The sequence below is a fragment of the Pseudoalteromonas sp. SG43-4 genome (assembly GCF_014164325.1).
Taxonomy (GTDB): domain Bacteria; phylum Pseudomonadota; class Gammaproteobacteria; order Enterobacterales; family Alteromonadaceae; genus Pseudoalteromonas; species Pseudoalteromonas distincta.
On record NZ_JACJFB010000002.1, the window covers coordinates 338,258 to 354,531 of the forward strand.

Genomic DNA, 16,274 nt, shown 5'->3' on the forward strand with positions numbered 1-16,274 from the left:
GCACACAATAGCTAATGACAGCGCAATTTGAACACGTATCCGTATTAATGGATGAGACCATCGATGCCCTTGCAATTAAGCCAGACGGTATATACATGGATGGTACATTTGGACGTGGTGGCCACTCTGGGCAAATTTTAGCACGCCTTGGTGATGAAGGTCGCCTGCAAGCAATTGACCAAGATCCACAAGCAATACAATCAGCTGAAAAATTTGCTGATGACCCACGTTTTGCAATTGCACATACTCGCTTTTCAAACCTATACGAAGTAGCACAGCAAAACGATCTAATTGGTAAAGTCGATGGCATTTTATTAGACATTGGTGTTTCGTCACCACAATTAGATGACGCTGAGCGTGGCTTTAGTTTTATGAAAGACGGCCCACTCGATATGCGTATGGACCCTACAACAGGTCGCAGTGCAGCACAGTGGTTAGCAGAGGCTGAGTTGGATGATATTACCCACGTAATTAAAAAATTGGGCGAAGAAAAGTTTGGTAAACGCATTGCACACAAAGTACTTGAAGTTCGTGAGCACACACCAATCACAACTACCAAGCAGCTTGCTGACCTTGTTGATGAAGCTGTACCGGTAAAAGATAAGTTTAAGCACCCTGCAACACGTACTTTTCAGGCGATTCGTATTTATATCAATAGCGAGCTTGAAGAGATTCAAACAGCGCTACAGTCTGCAGTTAAAGTGCTAAAGCCAGGCGGACGTTTAGTAGTGATTTCGTTTCATTCTTTAGAAGACCGTATTGTAAAACAGTTTATTAGAAAACAGAGTAAGGGAGAAGCATTACCCAGAGGTCTGCCTTTAACTGACGCACAAATAAATAAAAATCTGACGTTAAAAGCAGTGGGTAAAGCTATTAAGCCAAGTGCTGCAGAAGTAGAGCGTAATCCACGTTCTCGTAGTTCTGTACTTAGGATTGCACAGAGGTTGGGATGAGTAAAAAAGCGAGCTATCGGCAACCTAATTTATTCTTTGAAATATTAAAAGGCCTAGGAGCTAATAAGCTAACCTCGGCCTTGTTGGTTGTGATATTCGCTTCTAGTTTAGCTGTTGTGCAAACAACCCACTTAGCTCGTGGCCAACTTATACAGCAAGATCAATTATTACAAGAACGCGATGAGCTCGATTTAGAGTGGCGCTACTTACTTGTTGAAGAAGAATTTTATTCGCAACATGCACGCATTGAAGAAGTAGCTACATCACAATTGAAAATGAAAAGACCTACGAGTCAAGATGAGCAGGTAATAATAGTACAATGAGAAATAGAGGCAAAAAACCAGTCACTAATTTAATCACATGGCGCTTTATGCTGGTGTGTGCAGTTGTGTTTATGGTGTTTGTAACACTCGTATCTCGCGCTGCTTATTTACAAGTAATAGAACCTGATAAAGCACGTTCAGAAAGTGACAAACGTACCGTGCGCGTTGAAAAACTACATGTGCAACGCGGGATGATTTTTGACCGCAATGGTAAAGAATTAGCGGTAAGTGTGCCTGTGGTAAGTGTATATGCTGATCCTAAAGCATTACATAAATCGCTTGTTTCTAAGGTAATCAAACAAGCACGTAAAAGCGGCGAAGATCATTTATCTTTAGCTGAAAATACCGCCGAGCTTGATAAGCGTACTGCACTTTATTATAAAAACGATTTACGCTGGCGTGAGCTTGCAGATGTATTGCGCATTGATCCCAAGAAGATTAACTCTCGACTATTAAACGATCCCTCGCGTCGCTTTGTTTATTTAAAGCGCCAAGTTACTCCTGCTGTAGCAAATTATATTGGCGATTTACGCCTACCAGGTATTCATTTACTAGATGAATCTAAACGCTATTACCCCGCCGGTGAGGTTACCGCGCATGTTATTGGTTTTACTAATATAGACGGTAAAGGCATTGAAGGCATTGAAAAGCTATACGAAAACGCTTTAACGGGCGAGGAAGGCCGCCGCACTATACGTAAAGACGCACAAGGGCGTGAAGTAGAAGTGCTTGACGAGCGTGATCGCGTAGAGCCAGAAAGTATAGAACTAAGTATTGACCAGCGAATTCAAGCTATTGCCTACAAAGCTGTAAAATCAGCTGTACTGACTTACAAAGCCACATCGGGCTCAGCAATGGTAGTTGATGTTAAAACCGGTGAAGTGCTGGCAATGGTAAATAGTCCTTCATTTAATCCAAATAACTTAAGCGATGCTGCACCTCATAAGCGTCGTAATCGCGCAATTACAGATTTGTTTGAACCAGGCTCAACTGTTAAGCCTCTAGCCATTTTAGCTGGGCTAGACTACGGCGCCATTCAGGCAGATGACACGATTGATACCTACCCAGGTTGGATGCGTTTAGGTGGTAGTTTAGTTAGAGATACTCGTAATCACGGCGAACTAACACTGCGCGAAATACTAAAGTACTCCTCAAATATGGGGGTTGCGAAGGTTACTCAGTTAGTGCCTAAAGATTACCTTGTTGGCTTATATCAAAAAGTAGGCTTTGGCAGTGACACCGGTACTGGAATGGTAGGTGAAAGCAGCGGTTTGTTTTATCCAAATCGTCGTTGGTCTGACTTTGAAATTGCCACTTTATCATTTGGTTATGCAATTTCGGTAAGTACTGCGCAAATGGCGCGCTTTTATACCATGTTAGGCGCTGGTGGAGTTAATCGACCACTGACTATTTTAAAGCAAGATAATATACCTGAAGGCGAACGTATTTTTAAACAAAAAGACGTAGAAGCCGTAGTCCACATGATGGAAAGTGTATTTGAAAAAGACGGTACTGCTCGCAACATAAAAGTTGATGGGTATCGTGCTGCCGGTAAAACAGGTACATCTAAAAAAGCCGTAGCAGGTGGTTATGGTGATGAATATGTAGGTTACTTTGCAGGTGTAGCACCGGCAAGTAATCCTCGTTTAGCCGTGGTAGTTATGATTAATGAACCAGGTGGTGATGTGTACTATGGAGGTGCCACCGCTGGCCCTGCATTTGCAGAAATCATCTCTAACGCATTAAGAATATTAAACGTAGCGCCTGACAAGGAAGAGGTTGCGTACGTACAAGGTAAAGATAACGATGCGTGATTTAAAGGATATTTTAAAATACATCGAAATAGATGCGCCCTCGCAACTGGTAAAGCATTTACGCCTTGATAGCCGTGAAGTAACGCGGGGTGATGTATTTGTTGCTATTAAAGGCCATACACTTGATGGCGGACAATTTATTACTAAAGCAATTGAAAATGGCGCAATAGCTATCATTGCTGACAGATTATGTGAATTTGAAAGCAGTTTTGAGCCACTGTATTTAGTCTCAGAGCTTGATAAAAAGCTTCCAGAATTAGCTAGTCGCTTTTATAGCCAACCAAGTCAGACTCTTGATTTAATTGGTGTAACAGGTACAAATGGTAAATCGACTACCACAGCAATGATTGCCCACTTAGCACAATTTTGTAGTACTGAGTCGGCTATTATAGGCACTTTAGGTTATGGCCATCCTGATAACTTAATTCCACTGATAAACACTACGCCTTCAACAGTTGATTTACAGCATATTTTGAGCGATTTAAATTCGCAGCATAAAAAGCTGGTAGCCATGGAAGTATCATCTCATGGATTAGTGCAACAACGCGTTGCTAAATGTCAGTTTAAAGCGGCTGTGTTTACTAATCTTTCGCGCGATCACTTAGATTACCATGGTGATATGGCAAGTTACGGAGATGCGAAATTAATGCTTTTCCGTGATTTTGAGCCGCAAGTTGTAGTGCTCAATCAAGATGACTTTCAAGCTGAGCAATGGCTTGAAAAGTATGATTTTAATAACCTAATTTGTTATGGCCGCAAAAACTTAGCTCCTAAGAATGCCCGATACGTTTATTTTTCTGATGTTGAATATTCAAGTGAAGGTATTTCGGCGCAGCTGTCGACAAGTTGGGGTGATATTTCAATTAAATCGCCTCTGTTTGGCGAATTCAACTTATATAACTTAACGGCAGCGCTCGCTACATTACTAGGGCTAGGTTATCCGCTTGAGCAATTAGTTGCTGGTTGTGCGCAGTTACAGCCAGTCGCTGGTCGAATGCAAGCTTTTAGTCAAGCTGGCATACCAACGTGTGTTGTCGATTACGCCCATACACCCGATGCACTTGCACTTGCATTACAAGCATTGCAGTTGCATGTGCCAGGTGGTGTAAGTTGTGTATTTGGTTGCGGTGGCGACAGAGACAAAGGTAAGCGCGCATTAATGGCGCAAGCTGCAGAGCAAAACGCTAATAAAGTGATTATTACCAGCGATAACCCTCGAACAGAAAATCCTGATGACATTATTGCAGATGTAGCAGGCGGTCTAACCCATCCTCAAAATGCACATTTAGAGGCTGATAGAGCAACTGCAATTCGTTTTGCTATAGAAAATGCTACAGCTGATGATGTTATTTTGATTGCAGGTAAAGGCCACGAAGATTATCAAATTATAGGCGATAAGCGCATCGACTTTTGCGATCGCCGCTATGTACAAGAACAACTAAAAAAAGCAGTAAGAGGGATAACACAATGATCCCAATGGATTTTGATTGGTTAGCTAATGTGCTAACAACTGATTATCAAGGTGATAATCAACACGTGCTAAATATAAATACTGATACTCGCACAGTGTGCGATGGCGAAGTGTTTTTAGCACTTAAAGGGCCAAATTTTGATGGCCATAAATTTATAGCTGAGGCTAAACAAAAAGGCGCTATAGGCGTTATTGTTCAGCACAAAGTTGATGTAGATATTCCACAATTTATAGTAAGCGATACACGTATTGCACTAGGTACAATTAGCACCGCTGTTATGGCCCAAGTGGCGCCTAAAACAATTGCAATTACAGGGAGTGTAGGCAAAACCACCGTAAAAGAAATGTGTGCAGCAATTTTGTCGGTTCACGGTGATGTATTAGCTACTAAAGGTAATTTTAACAACGATATTGGCGTCCCTCTTACGTTATTGCGCTTAGAGCCTCAACATCGTTTTGCTGTTATTGAGCTAGGTGCAAATCACTTAGGTGAAATTGCTTACACAACGGCAATGACAAAACCAGATGTGGCCGTTGTATGTAATGTTGCAGCAGCTCACTTGGAAGGTTTTGGTAGCTTAATGGGCGTTGCAAAAGCTAAAGGTGAGATTTTTGATGGCCTAAAAGATGACGGCGTTGCCATTGTTAATTGCGATAGTGAATTTAGCCAGTATTGGTTAGATAAACTTGAAGGGCGTAATGTTAAGCGCTTTTCTACAACCGAAAAACTCGATATTTGGGCAGAGAACATCACGCTTGATGCCAATGCACGTGCAAGCTTTACGCTTTGCACTAAAAACAAGCAAGTGCCTGTTACTTTGGCACTACCTGGTAAGCATAATATTAGTAATGCACTTATCGCTGCGGCGCTGACCAGTGAATTTGATGTAACCCTTGAAGAAATAGCCAACGCACTTGCCACAATGGGTGATGTAAAAGGGCGCGTTAATTTAATTGAAGTGTCTGATTTACTTACCGTGGTTGATGACACCTATAATGCCAATGTTAAGTCGGTAAAGGCTGCGATTGACTTGTTAAGTGATATGCAAGGTCACCGCATTTTAGCACTCGGAGATATGGGTGAGCTTGGTGAAGATGCACGTAAGTACCATCAAGAAGTTGGCGAGTATGCACTTGAACAAGGGATTGATGAGTTATTTACATTAGGCGTGTTAAGTAAATACGCAAGTGATGTGTTTGAACTCCCTAATCGTCACTTTTCGAGCCGCGAACAGATGCAGCAAAAAATTCAAGAAAGCATTAATAAAGTGAATAAAAAAACAACAATAGTAGTGAAAGGATCGCGCAGTTCTCGCATGGAATTATTAGTAACCGATTTAGTTAATGGCCAGCAACAAGCCATCAATGGAGTATCATAATGTTAGTTTGGCTGGCAGAGTATTTAACACAGTATTTTAGTGGTTTTCATGTTTTTTCGTATTTAACGCTACGTGCCATTTTAGGTATTTTAACTGCGCTAATTATGTCTCTTTATTTAGGGCCTAAGTTAATTCGTGGTTTGCAACGTATGCAAATAGGTCAAACAGTTCGCGACGATGGTCCGCAATCGCATTTGTCTAAGTCGGGTACACCGACTATGGGTGGCTTACTTATTTTAGCGGCTATTTTTACCAGCACGCTACTTTGGGCCGATCTATCAAATAAATATGTGTGGGCAACACTGTTTGTAATTGGCTCATTAGGTATTGTTGGCTTTGTTGATGATTACCGTAAAGTTATTCGTAAAGACCCAAAAGGTTTAATTGCTAAGTGGAAGTACTTTTGGCAATCGGTCATTGCATTAGTTGTAGCTACTGCTTTGTACTTTACCAGTGCACAAGCATCTGAGACATCACTTGTTGTTCCATTTTTTAAAGACGTATTACCGCAATTAGGTTTGTTTTATATTGTGCTTACGTACTTTGCGATAGTAGGTACATCAAACGCAGTAAACCTGACCGATGGTTTAGATGGCTTGGCGATTGTGCCAATTATTTTGGTGGCTGCAGCATTGGCAATTATTGCTTACTTAACAGGTAATATTAACTTTTCGGCTTACTTACATATTCCACATTTACCGCTAGCGAGTGAGCTTGTAGTTGTGTGTACTGCCATTGTGGGCGCAGGGCTTGGCTTTTTATGGTTTAACACTTACCCAGCACAAGTATTTATGGGTGATGTTGGCTCATTAGCACTTGGTGGCGCATTAGGTATTATTGCTGTTTTAGTACGCCAAGAGTTACTACTTATTATTATGGGCGGTGTATTTGTAATGGAAGCACTATCGGTAATATTACAAGTGGGGTCGTATAAACTGCGCGGACAACGCATTTTTAGAATGGCGCCGATTCATCATCATTATGAATTAAAAGGTTGGCCAGAGCCTCGCGTTATTGTGCGCTTTTGGATTATTTCTGTTGTGCTAGTGCTTGCTGGCTTAGCTACTTTAAAGATTCGATAAATGCAGTATTTAAACGAGATAAAAAACAAACAAATAACAGTGCTCGGACTCGGTGTAACCGGTCTGGGCATTGTGCGTTTTCTATTATCTCATGGCCTCGCCCCCAAGGTCGTTGATAGCCGAGCAACCCCGCCGGGGATTGATTGGTTAAAAGAGCATGCGCCAAATCTAGATACCCACTTTGGTAATTTAGATGACGCTGAGCTTTGTTCAAGCAATATGATTATTATAAGCCCTGGGCTTAGCTTAAAAATACCAGCTGTTGCAAATGCAATTAACGCAGGTGTTGAAGTGATTGGCGACGTTGAGTTATTTGCACGTATTAATACAAAACCGGTTGTTGCTGTTACGGGCTCTAACGGTAAATCAACCGTGGTTACGCTCGCTTATGAAGTATTAAAAGAAGCCGGCTATAAAGTTGCTTTGGGTGGGAATATTGGCACAGCGGTGCTTGATTTACTCAACGATGATTTTGATGTGTATGTACTTGAGTTATCTAGTTTTCAGCTAGATACCACAACGAGTTTAAAACCTGTGAGTGCAACGGTATTAAATGTGTCAGAAGATCACCTTGACCGATACGACAGTTACCAAGCTTATATAGACTCAAAGCTAAGTATTTATGGCGGTACAGAGCTTATTGTTGTCAATGCAGACGATATTCAAACACATCCAGTTGAGCGCGGTACAACCCCCCTAATCAGCTTTGGTGCTCAACAAGGTGATTACCATTTAGCGCAGCATAATGGCGAAACTCATTTTATGCTTAAAGGCGATGCCTTTTTACCTGTTGATACGCTTGCGGTAGTGGGTAAACACAATTATTTAAATACGCTTGCAGTAATGGCGCTTTTAAGTCCGTTTGAAGTAAGTAAAGTGCAATATAAAAATGCATTAGGTCAATTTAATGGGTTGGCTCATCGCTGCCAATTTGTAGCTGAACTTAACGGTGTAAAGTATTTTAACGATTCAAAGGCAACGAATGTTGGAGCGACCATTGCTGCAATAGATAGTTTAGCTAGTGACGGTGAAAATCTGATTGTTATTGCTGGTGGCGATGCTAAAGGCGCTGATTTAAACGCACTTAAACCCTACATAAAACAGCATGTAAAAGCATTAATTTGTTTTGGTAAAGATGCAAGTGACTTAGCTGCGATTACCAATAAGAGCTATTTAACTAACAACATGGAAGAAGCCGTTGCTTTGGCCAACGTACTTAGTAGTACAGGCAATATTGTTTTGTTAGCACCTGCATGTGCCAGCATTGATATGTATAACAATTATATGCAGCGCGGTGATGACTTTATTCAATGTGTTATGGCAGGGCAACTATGATTGCTTTTGCCGATATAAGAGATGCATTAACACCAAAACCTTCAGGTCAGTTGTATGATGTACCGCTGCTGTACTGCGTAATTATGTTAATTGGTGTTGGTTTTATCATGGTAACTAGCGCTTCAATGCCGACTGCTGAGCGGTTATTTGATGACCCATACCATATTACTATTCGCCACAGCATGTTTTTGGCAATGTCTTTTGTGCTTTTTTGGATAAGTGTTTGTGTGCCAATGGATTGGTGGAAACGATCCAACCCTTATTTATTAATACTAGGTATGGTGCTGTTAATAGCGGTATTAATTGTTGGGCGTGAAGTGAATGGTGCTAAACGATGGATACCTATTGGTCCTGTTGGTTTTCAGGTTGCTGAGGCCGCTAAATTATACTTTTTTAGTTATATTGCGGGTTATTTGGTAAGAAAACGCGAAGAAGTACAAGAAAATATTAAAGGCTTTGCAAAGCCAATAGCTGTATTTGCAGTGTATGCGCTACTTATTTTGCTGCAACCTGATTTAGGCACAGTGGTTGTTATGTTTGTAACAACGGTTGGTTTACTGTTTTTAGCTGGCGCTAAATTATGGCAGTTCTTTGTGCTTATTCTAACTGGCGTCGGTTTAGTTGTATTACTGATTATTGTTGAACCATATCGAATGGCGCGTGTTGTCGGCTTTTTGGACCCTTGGGATGATCCTTTTGGTAAAGGTTATCAGTTAGTTCAATCGCTAATGGCTTATAGCCAAGGTGGTTGGTTTGGCCAAGGCTTAGGTAACAGTGTACAAAAACTGCAATATTTACCTGAAGCGCATAACGATTTTATTTTTGCTGTAATAGGTGAAGAACTTGGTTTAATAGGCGTTGTAAGTATTTTAATGGTATTAGCTACTTTAGTATTTAGAGCGTTATTAATAGGCCAACAAGCGCTTAAATGTGGCAAAGAATACGAAGGCTATTTTTCGTTTGCCATTGGTATTTGGTTTGCATTTCAAACCATGGTGAATGTGGGTGCGAGCGCGGGTATTTTGCCAACTAAGGGTTTAACCCTGCCATTTATTTCTTATGGTGGTTCAAGCTTGTTAATTATGACCATTGCCACAGGCATTTTATTGCGCGTAGATTTTGAAACCAAAATGGCAACCAAACAAGCCACCTCACGTGGAGGCAAGCGATGAGTAAAAAATTAGTAGTAGTGGCTGGTGGAACTGGCGGACACATTTTTCCTGGTATTGCAGTGGCTGATTATTTAAAACAGCAGGGCTGGCAAGTTAGCTGGATTGGCACACCAGATCGAATGGAAGCAAGCGTTGTACCTAAGCATAATATAGATATTGATTTTATTAATGTAAAAGGTGTTCGTGGTAACGGATTAAAACGTCTTATTAAAGCCCCATTCATGGTAGTTAATGCAGTATTGCAAGCGCGTAAGGTATTGAAAGAACAGCGTCCTGATGTAGTACTCGCAATGGGCGGTTATGTTACGGGACCCACGGGAATTGCCGCAAAGAGTTTAGGTATTCCGTTAGTTATTCACGAGCAAAACGCTGTAGCGGGTATGAGTAATAAACTGCTAGCTAAGGTGGCTACACGTGTATTAGCAGCATTTCCAAGTGCTTTTGCACAGGGTCAAGCCGAGCTAGTAGGTAACCCAGTTCGCCAAAGCGTTATGAATATAGCCAAACGCGATGTATCAAGCCCTATTAATATTTTAGTGGTAGGGGGCTCGCTCGGTGCACAAGTGCTTAATCAAACATTACCAGAAGCATTTAAAGTACTAAATAATACAGCTCCTATAAGCGTATGGCATCAAACAGGTAAGGGTCATTTATCTACTGTAGAAACAGCTTATAAAATGCATGGCTTTGCGGATGGTAGTACAAAAATAGCTGAATTTATTGATGATATGGACGCGGCGTATAGCTGGGCTGATATTGTTGTTTGCCGTGCTGGTGCGTTAACTGTTAGCGAAATTGCAGCAGCAGGTAAAATGGCTGTTTTTGTCCCTTTTCCACATGCTGTGGACGACCATCAAACAGCAAACGCACAATATTTAGTGATGGCTAATGGCGCATTATTAATGCCACAAGGGCAGTTTAATAAACAATCAATTGTTGAACTATTAAGCCCATATTTAGCCCAACCTTCATTAATTACTGAAATGGCTACAAATGCAAATAAACAAGCCATTTTAGATGCCACAGCAAGCGTAGCAACGCACTGTGAGCAAGTAACAAATAAGAGAAAATAAGTGAAAGAAACGTCAGTACAAGAAAAACACACGCGCCCAGCAATGCGCCGAATAGAAACCATTCACTTTATTGGTATTGGTGGAGCCGGTATGGGCGGTATTGCTGAAGTACTCGCTTTTGAAGGCTACCGTATTACAGGTTCTGACATTGCTCATAGCGCTATGACAGATCGCTTAATTAAAGCCGGTGCTGAGGTATTTATTGGCCATCATGAAAATAACGTGAAAGATGCCAATGTAGTGGTTGTTTCAAGCGCGATTGATGAAACAAATCCTGAAATTATTGCAGCTAAAGCCGCAAGAATCCCTGTTGTGCGCCGCGCAGAAATGCTCGCAGAGCTAATGCGTTTTCGCCACGGTATAGCGATTGCGGGAACGCATGGTAAAACAACGACAACAAGCCTAATTGCAAGTATTTATGGACAAGCAGGGCTCGATCCAACTTTTATTATTGGTGGCTTGTTAAATAGCGCAGGTAGTAACGCAAAAGTAGGTAAAAGTGATTTTTTAATAGCAGAAGCTGATGAAAGCGATGCGTCGTTTTTACACTTGCAGCCAATGGTCTCGGTGATCACAAATATTGAAGAAGATCACATGGATACTTATGGCGGCAGTCTTGAAAAAATGAAAGACACGTATGTCGATTTCATTCATAACTTGCCGTTTTATGGTTTAGCTGTTGTATGTATTGACTCTGAAGTTGCAGCTGAGCTTATCCCGCGCTTTGGTCGCCCAGTTATTACGTATGGCGAATCGAAGGATGCTGATTATCGCATGAGCGACTTTAGCCAATCAGCTAATACGTGCACATTTACAGTAACTAACAAGCAAGGTGAGTGTTTAACTGCCACGTTGAATATGCCAGGTAGACACAACGCACTTAATGCAACCGCTGCGATTGCTGTGGCAAAAGATCAAAACATTGCGAATCATGCAATTTTAGAAGCGCTGCAGAAGTTTGAAGGCATTGGCCGTCGTTTTCAGCACTATGGTGAATTTGAAAACGAGCGGGGCAATGTGATGTTAGTTGATGACTACGGGCATCACCCTTCAGAGGTTGCAGCAACAATTGCAGCAGTACGTGAAGGTTGGCCTGATAAGCGTTTAGTAATGGTATATCAACCTCATAGATTTTCTCGTACACGCGACTTATACGAAGATTTTGTAAAAGTACTTGCTGATGTAGATCAGTTGCTATTGCTTGATGTGTATAGCGCTGGTGAAGATCCTATTGTAGGGGCCGACAGCAAAAGCTTATGTCGTAGCCTTCGTCAACGTGGCAAAGAGCCGCTACACGTAGCAACAAATGCTGAGCTTGCAGGTGTTTTGGCCGCAAATTTACAAAACAATGATTTAGTATTAACCCAAGGCGCTGGTAATATAGGTCAGTTAGTTAAAACATTAGCTGCAACGGGTATGTCGATAGAAAAACTTAAGCAAGGTGAAGTATGACTCAGGTAAACACACAATTTGGTAAAGTAGCGGTACTGCTAGGTGGTAACTCAGCAGAGCGTGAAGTGTCTTTACGATCGGGTCAGGCTGTTTTAAATGCGCTGCAAAATAGTGGTATTGATGCAATTGCATTTGACCCACAAAGTCGTTCTTTGTGGGAGTTAAAAGAATTAAATGTAGATCGCGTTTTTATCGCTTTGCATGGCCGTGGTGGCGAAGACGGCACAGTGCAGGGAGCACTTGAATTTATGGACTTGCCTTACACGGGCAGTAATGTACTAGGTTCAGCACTTGCTATGGATAAAGTACGTTGTAAGCACTTATTTAAATCAGCGGGTTTAAGCACTGCACCTTATACCGTAGTTGATGCTAAAAAAGGCTTTGATGCTGCAGCCATTATGGATGAATTTAAAAAGGTCATGGTTAAGCCATCGCATGAAGGTTCAAGCATAGGTATGGCGCAAGCAAGTACAACACAAGAGCTTGAAGATGCACTAGCTAATGCATTTAAGTTTGATAACCAAGTACTTGTAGAGCAGTGGATCACTGGTCGTGAATTTACAATCACGGTGCTTGGCGACGATGTACAACCAGTCATTGAGATGACGACACCTAATGGCTTTTACGATTACCAAGCTAAGTATCAATCAAATACAACCCAGTATCATTGCCCTGCAGATTTATCAGAGCAAGATACTAAGTACTTACAAGCCATATCGCTAGATGCGTTTGATTTAGTGGGTGCAAGTGGTTGGGGTCGTGTTGATGCTATGCAAGACGAGCAAGGGAATTTTTACCTGCTTGAAGTAAATACAGTACCAGGCATGACTGAAAAGTCACTAGTACCGATGGCTGCAAAAGCGAACGGGGCAACTTTTGAGCAATTAGTTGTTCGCATTTTAGAGCAAACGCTTTAATATGCATCCCCTTTTAGAAAAAGCTCAACAACTAAAACAGCAACTTAACTTTAATTGGTCGCTGATTTTTGGAGTGAGTTTTTTTCTGGTTGTGGTTATAGGCTTAGTACAAATAACCACAGGTGTATCTGATTGGTTAGTTGAAAATAAAGATGCTCAAATTAAGCACCTTACAGTGCAAGGGCATCCCAAATACACAGATGAAACGGCAATTATAAAAGCAATTAAAAAAGCCGATTTAAGTAGTTTTTTTGAACTTGATGTTAAGCACGTGCAGCAGCTAGTTCAAGACTTGCCTTGGGTTGCTACCGCTTCGGTACGTAAACAATGGCCTGATACTATACAGGTGTATGTAGTTGAACATGAAGTAGTTGCTCACTGGAATAGCGACTTGTTGCTCAACCAAAGTGGCCAAGCATTTCAAGCCAGCAGCGATAAGTTAGATGATAACTTACCGCAGTTATATGGCCCAGAAGGTAGCGAAGAAGAGGCGTGGGTTGCTTTTAAGCAATTTGATGAAATGCTCAGAGTTAATGGTTTAACATTAACAAGTTTGGCATTATCGGAGCGTTTTTCGTGGCAACTTTGGCTAGATAACGGGATTCGCTTAAATTTAGGGCGTAAAGATAAAGCCAAGCGTGTACAACGTTTTATAGACGTTTATCCACGAATGGAACAACGTGCAGATGCACAAGTAGATACAATCGATTTACGGTATGATACCGGCCTTGCAGTAAGCTTTAAGCCAATGCAAGAAGAACAATTACAAAATAAGAGTAAGGCATGACTAAGTCAGCAGAAAGAAACCTAGTAATAGGATTAGACGTTGGCACCTCGAAAGTGGTTGCCACGGTAGGTGAAATCACCGCAGATAACAAGCTCAGCATTGTTGGTGTGGGCAGCCAAGTATCTCATGGTATGGATAAAGGCGGCGTTAACGATTTAAACTTAGTGTCTGAGTCTATTCGACGAGCAATAGACGAGGCCGAGTTAATGGCTGATTGTCGTATAAGCTCTGTGTATTTGGGTATTTCTGGCAAACATATACAGTGTCAAAACGAAAGTGGTGTGGTGGCAATTAATAACACCGAAGTCACTGACGAAGACATTGAAAACGTAATACATATTGCGCGTTCTGTGCCTATTTCAGCAGAGCGTAAAATGCTACATGCATTGCCACAAGAATACAGCATTGATATGCAAGAGGGCATTAAAAACCCACTAGGCATGAGCGGCGTTCGTATGGAAGCGCGTGCACATATCATTACGTGCTCAAACGACATGGCAAAAAATATCGAAAAATGTGTAGAACGCTGTGGTCTTGAAGTCGATCAACTTATCTTTACTGCCCTTGCGTCTTGCTATTCTGTACTAACAGATGACGAAAAAGAGCTAGGTGTTGCAGTACTTGATATTGGTGGCGGTACTATGGATATCACCATTTATATTAATGGCGCACTTCGTCACTCTGCCGTTATACCTGTAGCGGGTAACCAAGTTACTGGTGATATTGCAAAAATATTTCGCACACCTATATCACATGCAGAGTCACTCAAAGTACAATACGCATGTGCTAGTAGCCAAATGGCAAGTAGCGAAGACACAATTGAAGTACCAAGTGTAGGCGGGCGACCAGCAAGGTTGATGTCGCGCCATACATTATCTGAGGTGGTAGAGCCTCGTTTTAGAGAATTATTTGAGCTTGCGATGGAAGAAATTCGTCGTTCAGGCTTAGAAGACCAAATTGCGGCAGGTCTCGTTATAACAGGCGGAACTGCTAAAATGACTGGCGCTATGGAAGTGGCAGAAGACATCTTCCAAATGCCAGTAAGAATAGGCAAACCAATCGGGATGGTTGGTTTGACAGACTATGTAGATGATCCTTCGTACGCAACCGCTGTTGGTTTGTTACAATACGGGCGTACCATGCAATCGATGAATGCACAAAAGTCGAAAGCAGAGGATAACAATAATTGGTGGAACCGCATTACTAAATGGTTCCAAGGCGAGTTTTAAGACTCAAGTCGGAGAGTAAACATGTTTGATATAATGGAACAACACAGCGAAGAAGCTGTAATAAAAGTAATCGGCGTGGGCGGTGGTGGCGGTAACGCTGTTGAGCACATGGTAAAACAACAAATAGAAGGCGTGCGTTTTATAGCCGCTAATACGGATGCGCAAGCATTACGTAACTCTGCTGCCGATATTACAGTTCAACTAGGCACGCAAATAACCTCTGGGTTAGGTGCGGGCGCAAACCCTGAAGTAGGCCGTAAGTCGGCTGAAGAAGATGCAGATACAATTCGTGCCAGCCTTGAAGGCGCCGATATGGTATTTATTGCAGCCGGTATGGGCGGTGGTACAGGTACTGGTGCTGCACCGGTAGTTGCTAAAATTGCTAAAGAACTCGGTATTTTAACCGTTGCAGTTGTAACACGTCCTTTTGATTTTGAAGGTAAAAAACGTGCAGCAGCCGCTGAACAAGGTATTAATGAATTGTCAGAAATTGTAGATTCACTTATTACAATTCCTAACAATAAATTGCTTAAAGTTTTAGGGAAAGGGACTACACTTCTAGATGCCTTCGCTAAAGCTAATGACGTATTATTTGGTGCGGTACAAGGTATAGCAGAGCTAATTACACGCTCTGGTTTAATTAACGTGGATTTCGCCGATGTTAGAACAGTAATGTCTGCAATGGGTACTGCAATGATGGGAACGGCGTCTGCGTCAGGTCCTGATCGTGCACAAGAAGCTGCAGAAGCAGCTATCTCAAGCCCACTACTAGAAGACGTTGATTTAACAGGTGCTAAAGGTATCTTAGTTAATATTACCGCTGGTATGGACATTGCGATTGAAGAATTTGAAATTGTTGGTAATCACGTTAAAGCACTTGCGTCAGAAAACGCAACGGTTGTTGTTGGTGCGGTAATCGATCCAGAAATGACTGATGAGCTTCGTGTAACGGTTGTTGCAACTGGTTTAGGCGGCGATCGTCGTCCACAGTTTGGTATTGTTGATAACGGCTTTAAAAAAGCATCAGGTTCTGATGTTGCAAGCACATCAAACCAAACGAGCAGCATGTACGTACCAAGTTTTGCAAGCCAAGATACAAACGCTGAAGAAAATACGACTAAAGAGCAAGCGCAAAGCAAAGAAAAAGCGCCTTCAACGAGTTCAAGTTCTTCAGCGCAAAATAGTAAAAAAGCAGATAAATCAGAAGGTGGTGATTATTTTGATATTCCCGCTTTTTTACGTAAGCAGGCAGATTAACATTTAATAATACTTTTGTTTGAAATATGT

At 41.7% G+C, this 16,274-nt stretch carries 14 protein-coding genes; all 14 read left to right on the plus strand.

The window, feature by feature from the left end; translation table 11 throughout:
- Positions 1-14 precede the first annotated feature (14 nt).
- The 14 genes from rsmH to ftsZ are packed head-to-tail and all read left to right on the plus strand — an operon-like array spanning position 15 to position 16,244.
- On the plus strand, positions 15-953 hold the full coding sequence (gene rsmH, locus H5160_RS03570; RefSeq protein WP_024606338.1) for a 16S rRNA (cytosine(1402)-N(4))-methyltransferase RsmH: 939 nt from the start codon (positions 15-17) through the stop codon (positions 951-953).
- Positions 950-1,276 carry a cell division protein FtsL gene (gene ftsL / locus H5160_RS03575; RefSeq protein WP_002957986.1) on the plus strand — a complete coding sequence of 109 codons (327 nt, stop codon included), beginning with the start codon at positions 950-952 and terminating at the stop codon, positions 1,274-1,276. Before rsmH ends, ftsL begins: the two co-directional genes overlap by 4 nt.
- The gene (locus H5160_RS03580) at positions 1,273-3,090 is read left to right on the plus strand and encodes a penicillin-binding transpeptidase domain-containing protein (RefSeq protein WP_182692347.1); all 1,818 of its coding nucleotides are present in this window, start codon (positions 1,273-1,275) and stop codon (positions 3,088-3,090) included. Before ftsL ends, H5160_RS03580 begins: the two co-directional genes overlap by 4 nt.
- A complete protein-coding gene (gene murE / locus H5160_RS03585) occupies positions 3,083-4,561 on the plus strand; it encodes a UDP-N-acetylmuramoyl-L-alanyl-D-glutamate--2,6-diaminopimelate ligase (RefSeq protein ID WP_182736760.1) in 1,479 nt (492 codons plus the stop codon). Before H5160_RS03580 ends, murE begins: the two co-directional genes overlap by 8 nt.
- Positions 4,558-5,940 carry a UDP-N-acetylmuramoyl-tripeptide--D-alanyl-D-alanine ligase gene (gene murF / locus H5160_RS03590; protein ID WP_182736761.1) on the plus strand — a complete coding sequence of 461 codons (1,383 nt, stop codon included), beginning with the start codon at positions 4,558-4,560 and terminating at the stop codon, positions 5,938-5,940. Before murE ends, murF begins: the two co-directional genes overlap by 4 nt.
- Positions 5,940-7,022, plus strand: coding sequence for a phospho-N-acetylmuramoyl-pentapeptide-transferase (gene mraY, locus H5160_RS03595; protein ID WP_002957990.1), 1,083 nt, complete (start codon positions 5,940-5,942; stop codon positions 7,020-7,022). Before murF ends, mraY begins: the two co-directional genes overlap by 1 nt.
- A complete protein-coding gene (gene murD / locus H5160_RS03600; protein WP_182732805.1) occupies positions 7,023-8,357 on the plus strand; it encodes a UDP-N-acetylmuramoyl-L-alanine--D-glutamate ligase in 1,335 nt (444 codons plus the stop codon). It begins immediately after the preceding gene.
- Positions 8,354-9,529 (plus strand): cell division protein FtsW, encoded by a 1,176-nt coding sequence (ftsW, locus tag H5160_RS03605; RefSeq protein WP_024606332.1) that lies wholly within the window; start codon positions 8,354-8,356, stop codon positions 9,527-9,529. The genes murD and ftsW overlap by 4 nt, the downstream gene beginning before the upstream one ends.
- Positions 9,526-10,602 (plus strand): undecaprenyldiphospho-muramoylpentapeptide beta-N-acetylglucosaminyltransferase, encoded by a 1,077-nt coding sequence (gene murG, locus H5160_RS03610; protein WP_182715721.1) that lies wholly within the window; start codon positions 9,526-9,528, stop codon positions 10,600-10,602. The genes ftsW and murG overlap by 4 nt, the downstream gene beginning before the upstream one ends.
- Positions 10,603-12,054, plus strand: coding sequence for a UDP-N-acetylmuramate--L-alanine ligase (murC, locus tag H5160_RS03615; protein WP_039485322.1), 1,452 nt, complete (start codon positions 10,603-10,605; stop codon positions 12,052-12,054).
- Positions 12,051-12,971: a D-alanine--D-alanine ligase gene (locus H5160_RS03620; RefSeq protein WP_058154153.1), complete on the plus strand. Its 921-nt coding sequence runs from the start codon at positions 12,051-12,053 to the stop codon at positions 12,969-12,971. The genes murC and H5160_RS03620 overlap by 4 nt, the downstream gene beginning before the upstream one ends.
- Position 12,972: 1 nt before the next feature.
- On the plus strand, positions 12,973-13,758 hold the full coding sequence (locus H5160_RS03625) for a cell division protein FtsQ/DivIB (RefSeq protein WP_002957996.1): 786 nt from the start codon (positions 12,973-12,975) through the stop codon (positions 13,756-13,758).
- On the plus strand, positions 13,755-14,987 hold the full coding sequence (gene ftsA / locus H5160_RS03630) for a cell division protein FtsA (protein WP_007582937.1): 1,233 nt from the start codon (positions 13,755-13,757) through the stop codon (positions 14,985-14,987). The genes H5160_RS03625 and ftsA overlap by 4 nt, the downstream gene beginning before the upstream one ends.
- 21 nt (positions 14,988-15,008) lie before the next feature.
- Complete coding sequence (gene ftsZ, locus H5160_RS03635; RefSeq protein WP_154903867.1) at positions 15,009-16,244, plus strand: cell division protein FtsZ; 1,236 nt, start codon at positions 15,009-15,011, stop codon at positions 16,242-16,244.
- Positions 16,245-16,274: the final 30 nt, after the last annotated feature.

Bases quoted from the DNA above. Each gene is read 5' to 3' on its own strand.
- rsmH (WP_024606338.1), top strand. From the start codon at position 15: ATGACAGCGCAATTTGAACACGTATCCGTATTAATGGATGAGACCATC.
- ftsL (WP_002957986.1), top strand. From the start codon at position 950: ATGAGTAAAAAAGCGAGCTATCGGCAACCTAATTTATTCTTTGAAATA.
- H5160_RS03580 (WP_182692347.1), top strand. From the start codon at position 1,273: ATGAGAAATAGAGGCAAAAAACCAGTCACTAATTTAATCACATGGCGC.
- murE (WP_182736760.1), top strand. From the start codon at position 3,083: ATGCGTGATTTAAAGGATATTTTAAAATACATCGAAATAGATGCGCCC.
- murF (WP_182736761.1), top strand. From the start codon at position 4,558: ATGATCCCAATGGATTTTGATTGGTTAGCTAATGTGCTAACAACTGAT.
- mraY (WP_002957990.1), top strand. From the start codon at position 5,940: ATGTTAGTTTGGCTGGCAGAGTATTTAACACAGTATTTTAGTGGTTTT.
- murD (WP_182732805.1), top strand. From the start codon at position 7,023: ATGCAGTATTTAAACGAGATAAAAAACAAACAAATAACAGTGCTCGGA.
- ftsW (WP_024606332.1), top strand. From the start codon at position 8,354: ATGATTGCTTTTGCCGATATAAGAGATGCATTAACACCAAAACCTTCA.
- murG (WP_182715721.1), top strand. From the start codon at position 9,526: ATGAGTAAAAAATTAGTAGTAGTGGCTGGTGGAACTGGCGGACACATT.
- H5160_RS03620 (WP_058154153.1), top strand. From the start codon at position 12,051: ATGACTCAGGTAAACACACAATTTGGTAAAGTAGCGGTACTGCTAGGT.
- H5160_RS03625 (WP_002957996.1), top strand. From the start codon at position 12,973: ATGCATCCCCTTTTAGAAAAAGCTCAACAACTAAAACAGCAACTTAAC.
- ftsA (WP_007582937.1), top strand. From the start codon at position 13,755: ATGACTAAGTCAGCAGAAAGAAACCTAGTAATAGGATTAGACGTTGGC.
- ftsZ (WP_154903867.1), top strand. From the start codon at position 15,009: ATGTTTGATATAATGGAACAACACAGCGAAGAAGCTGTAATAAAAGTA.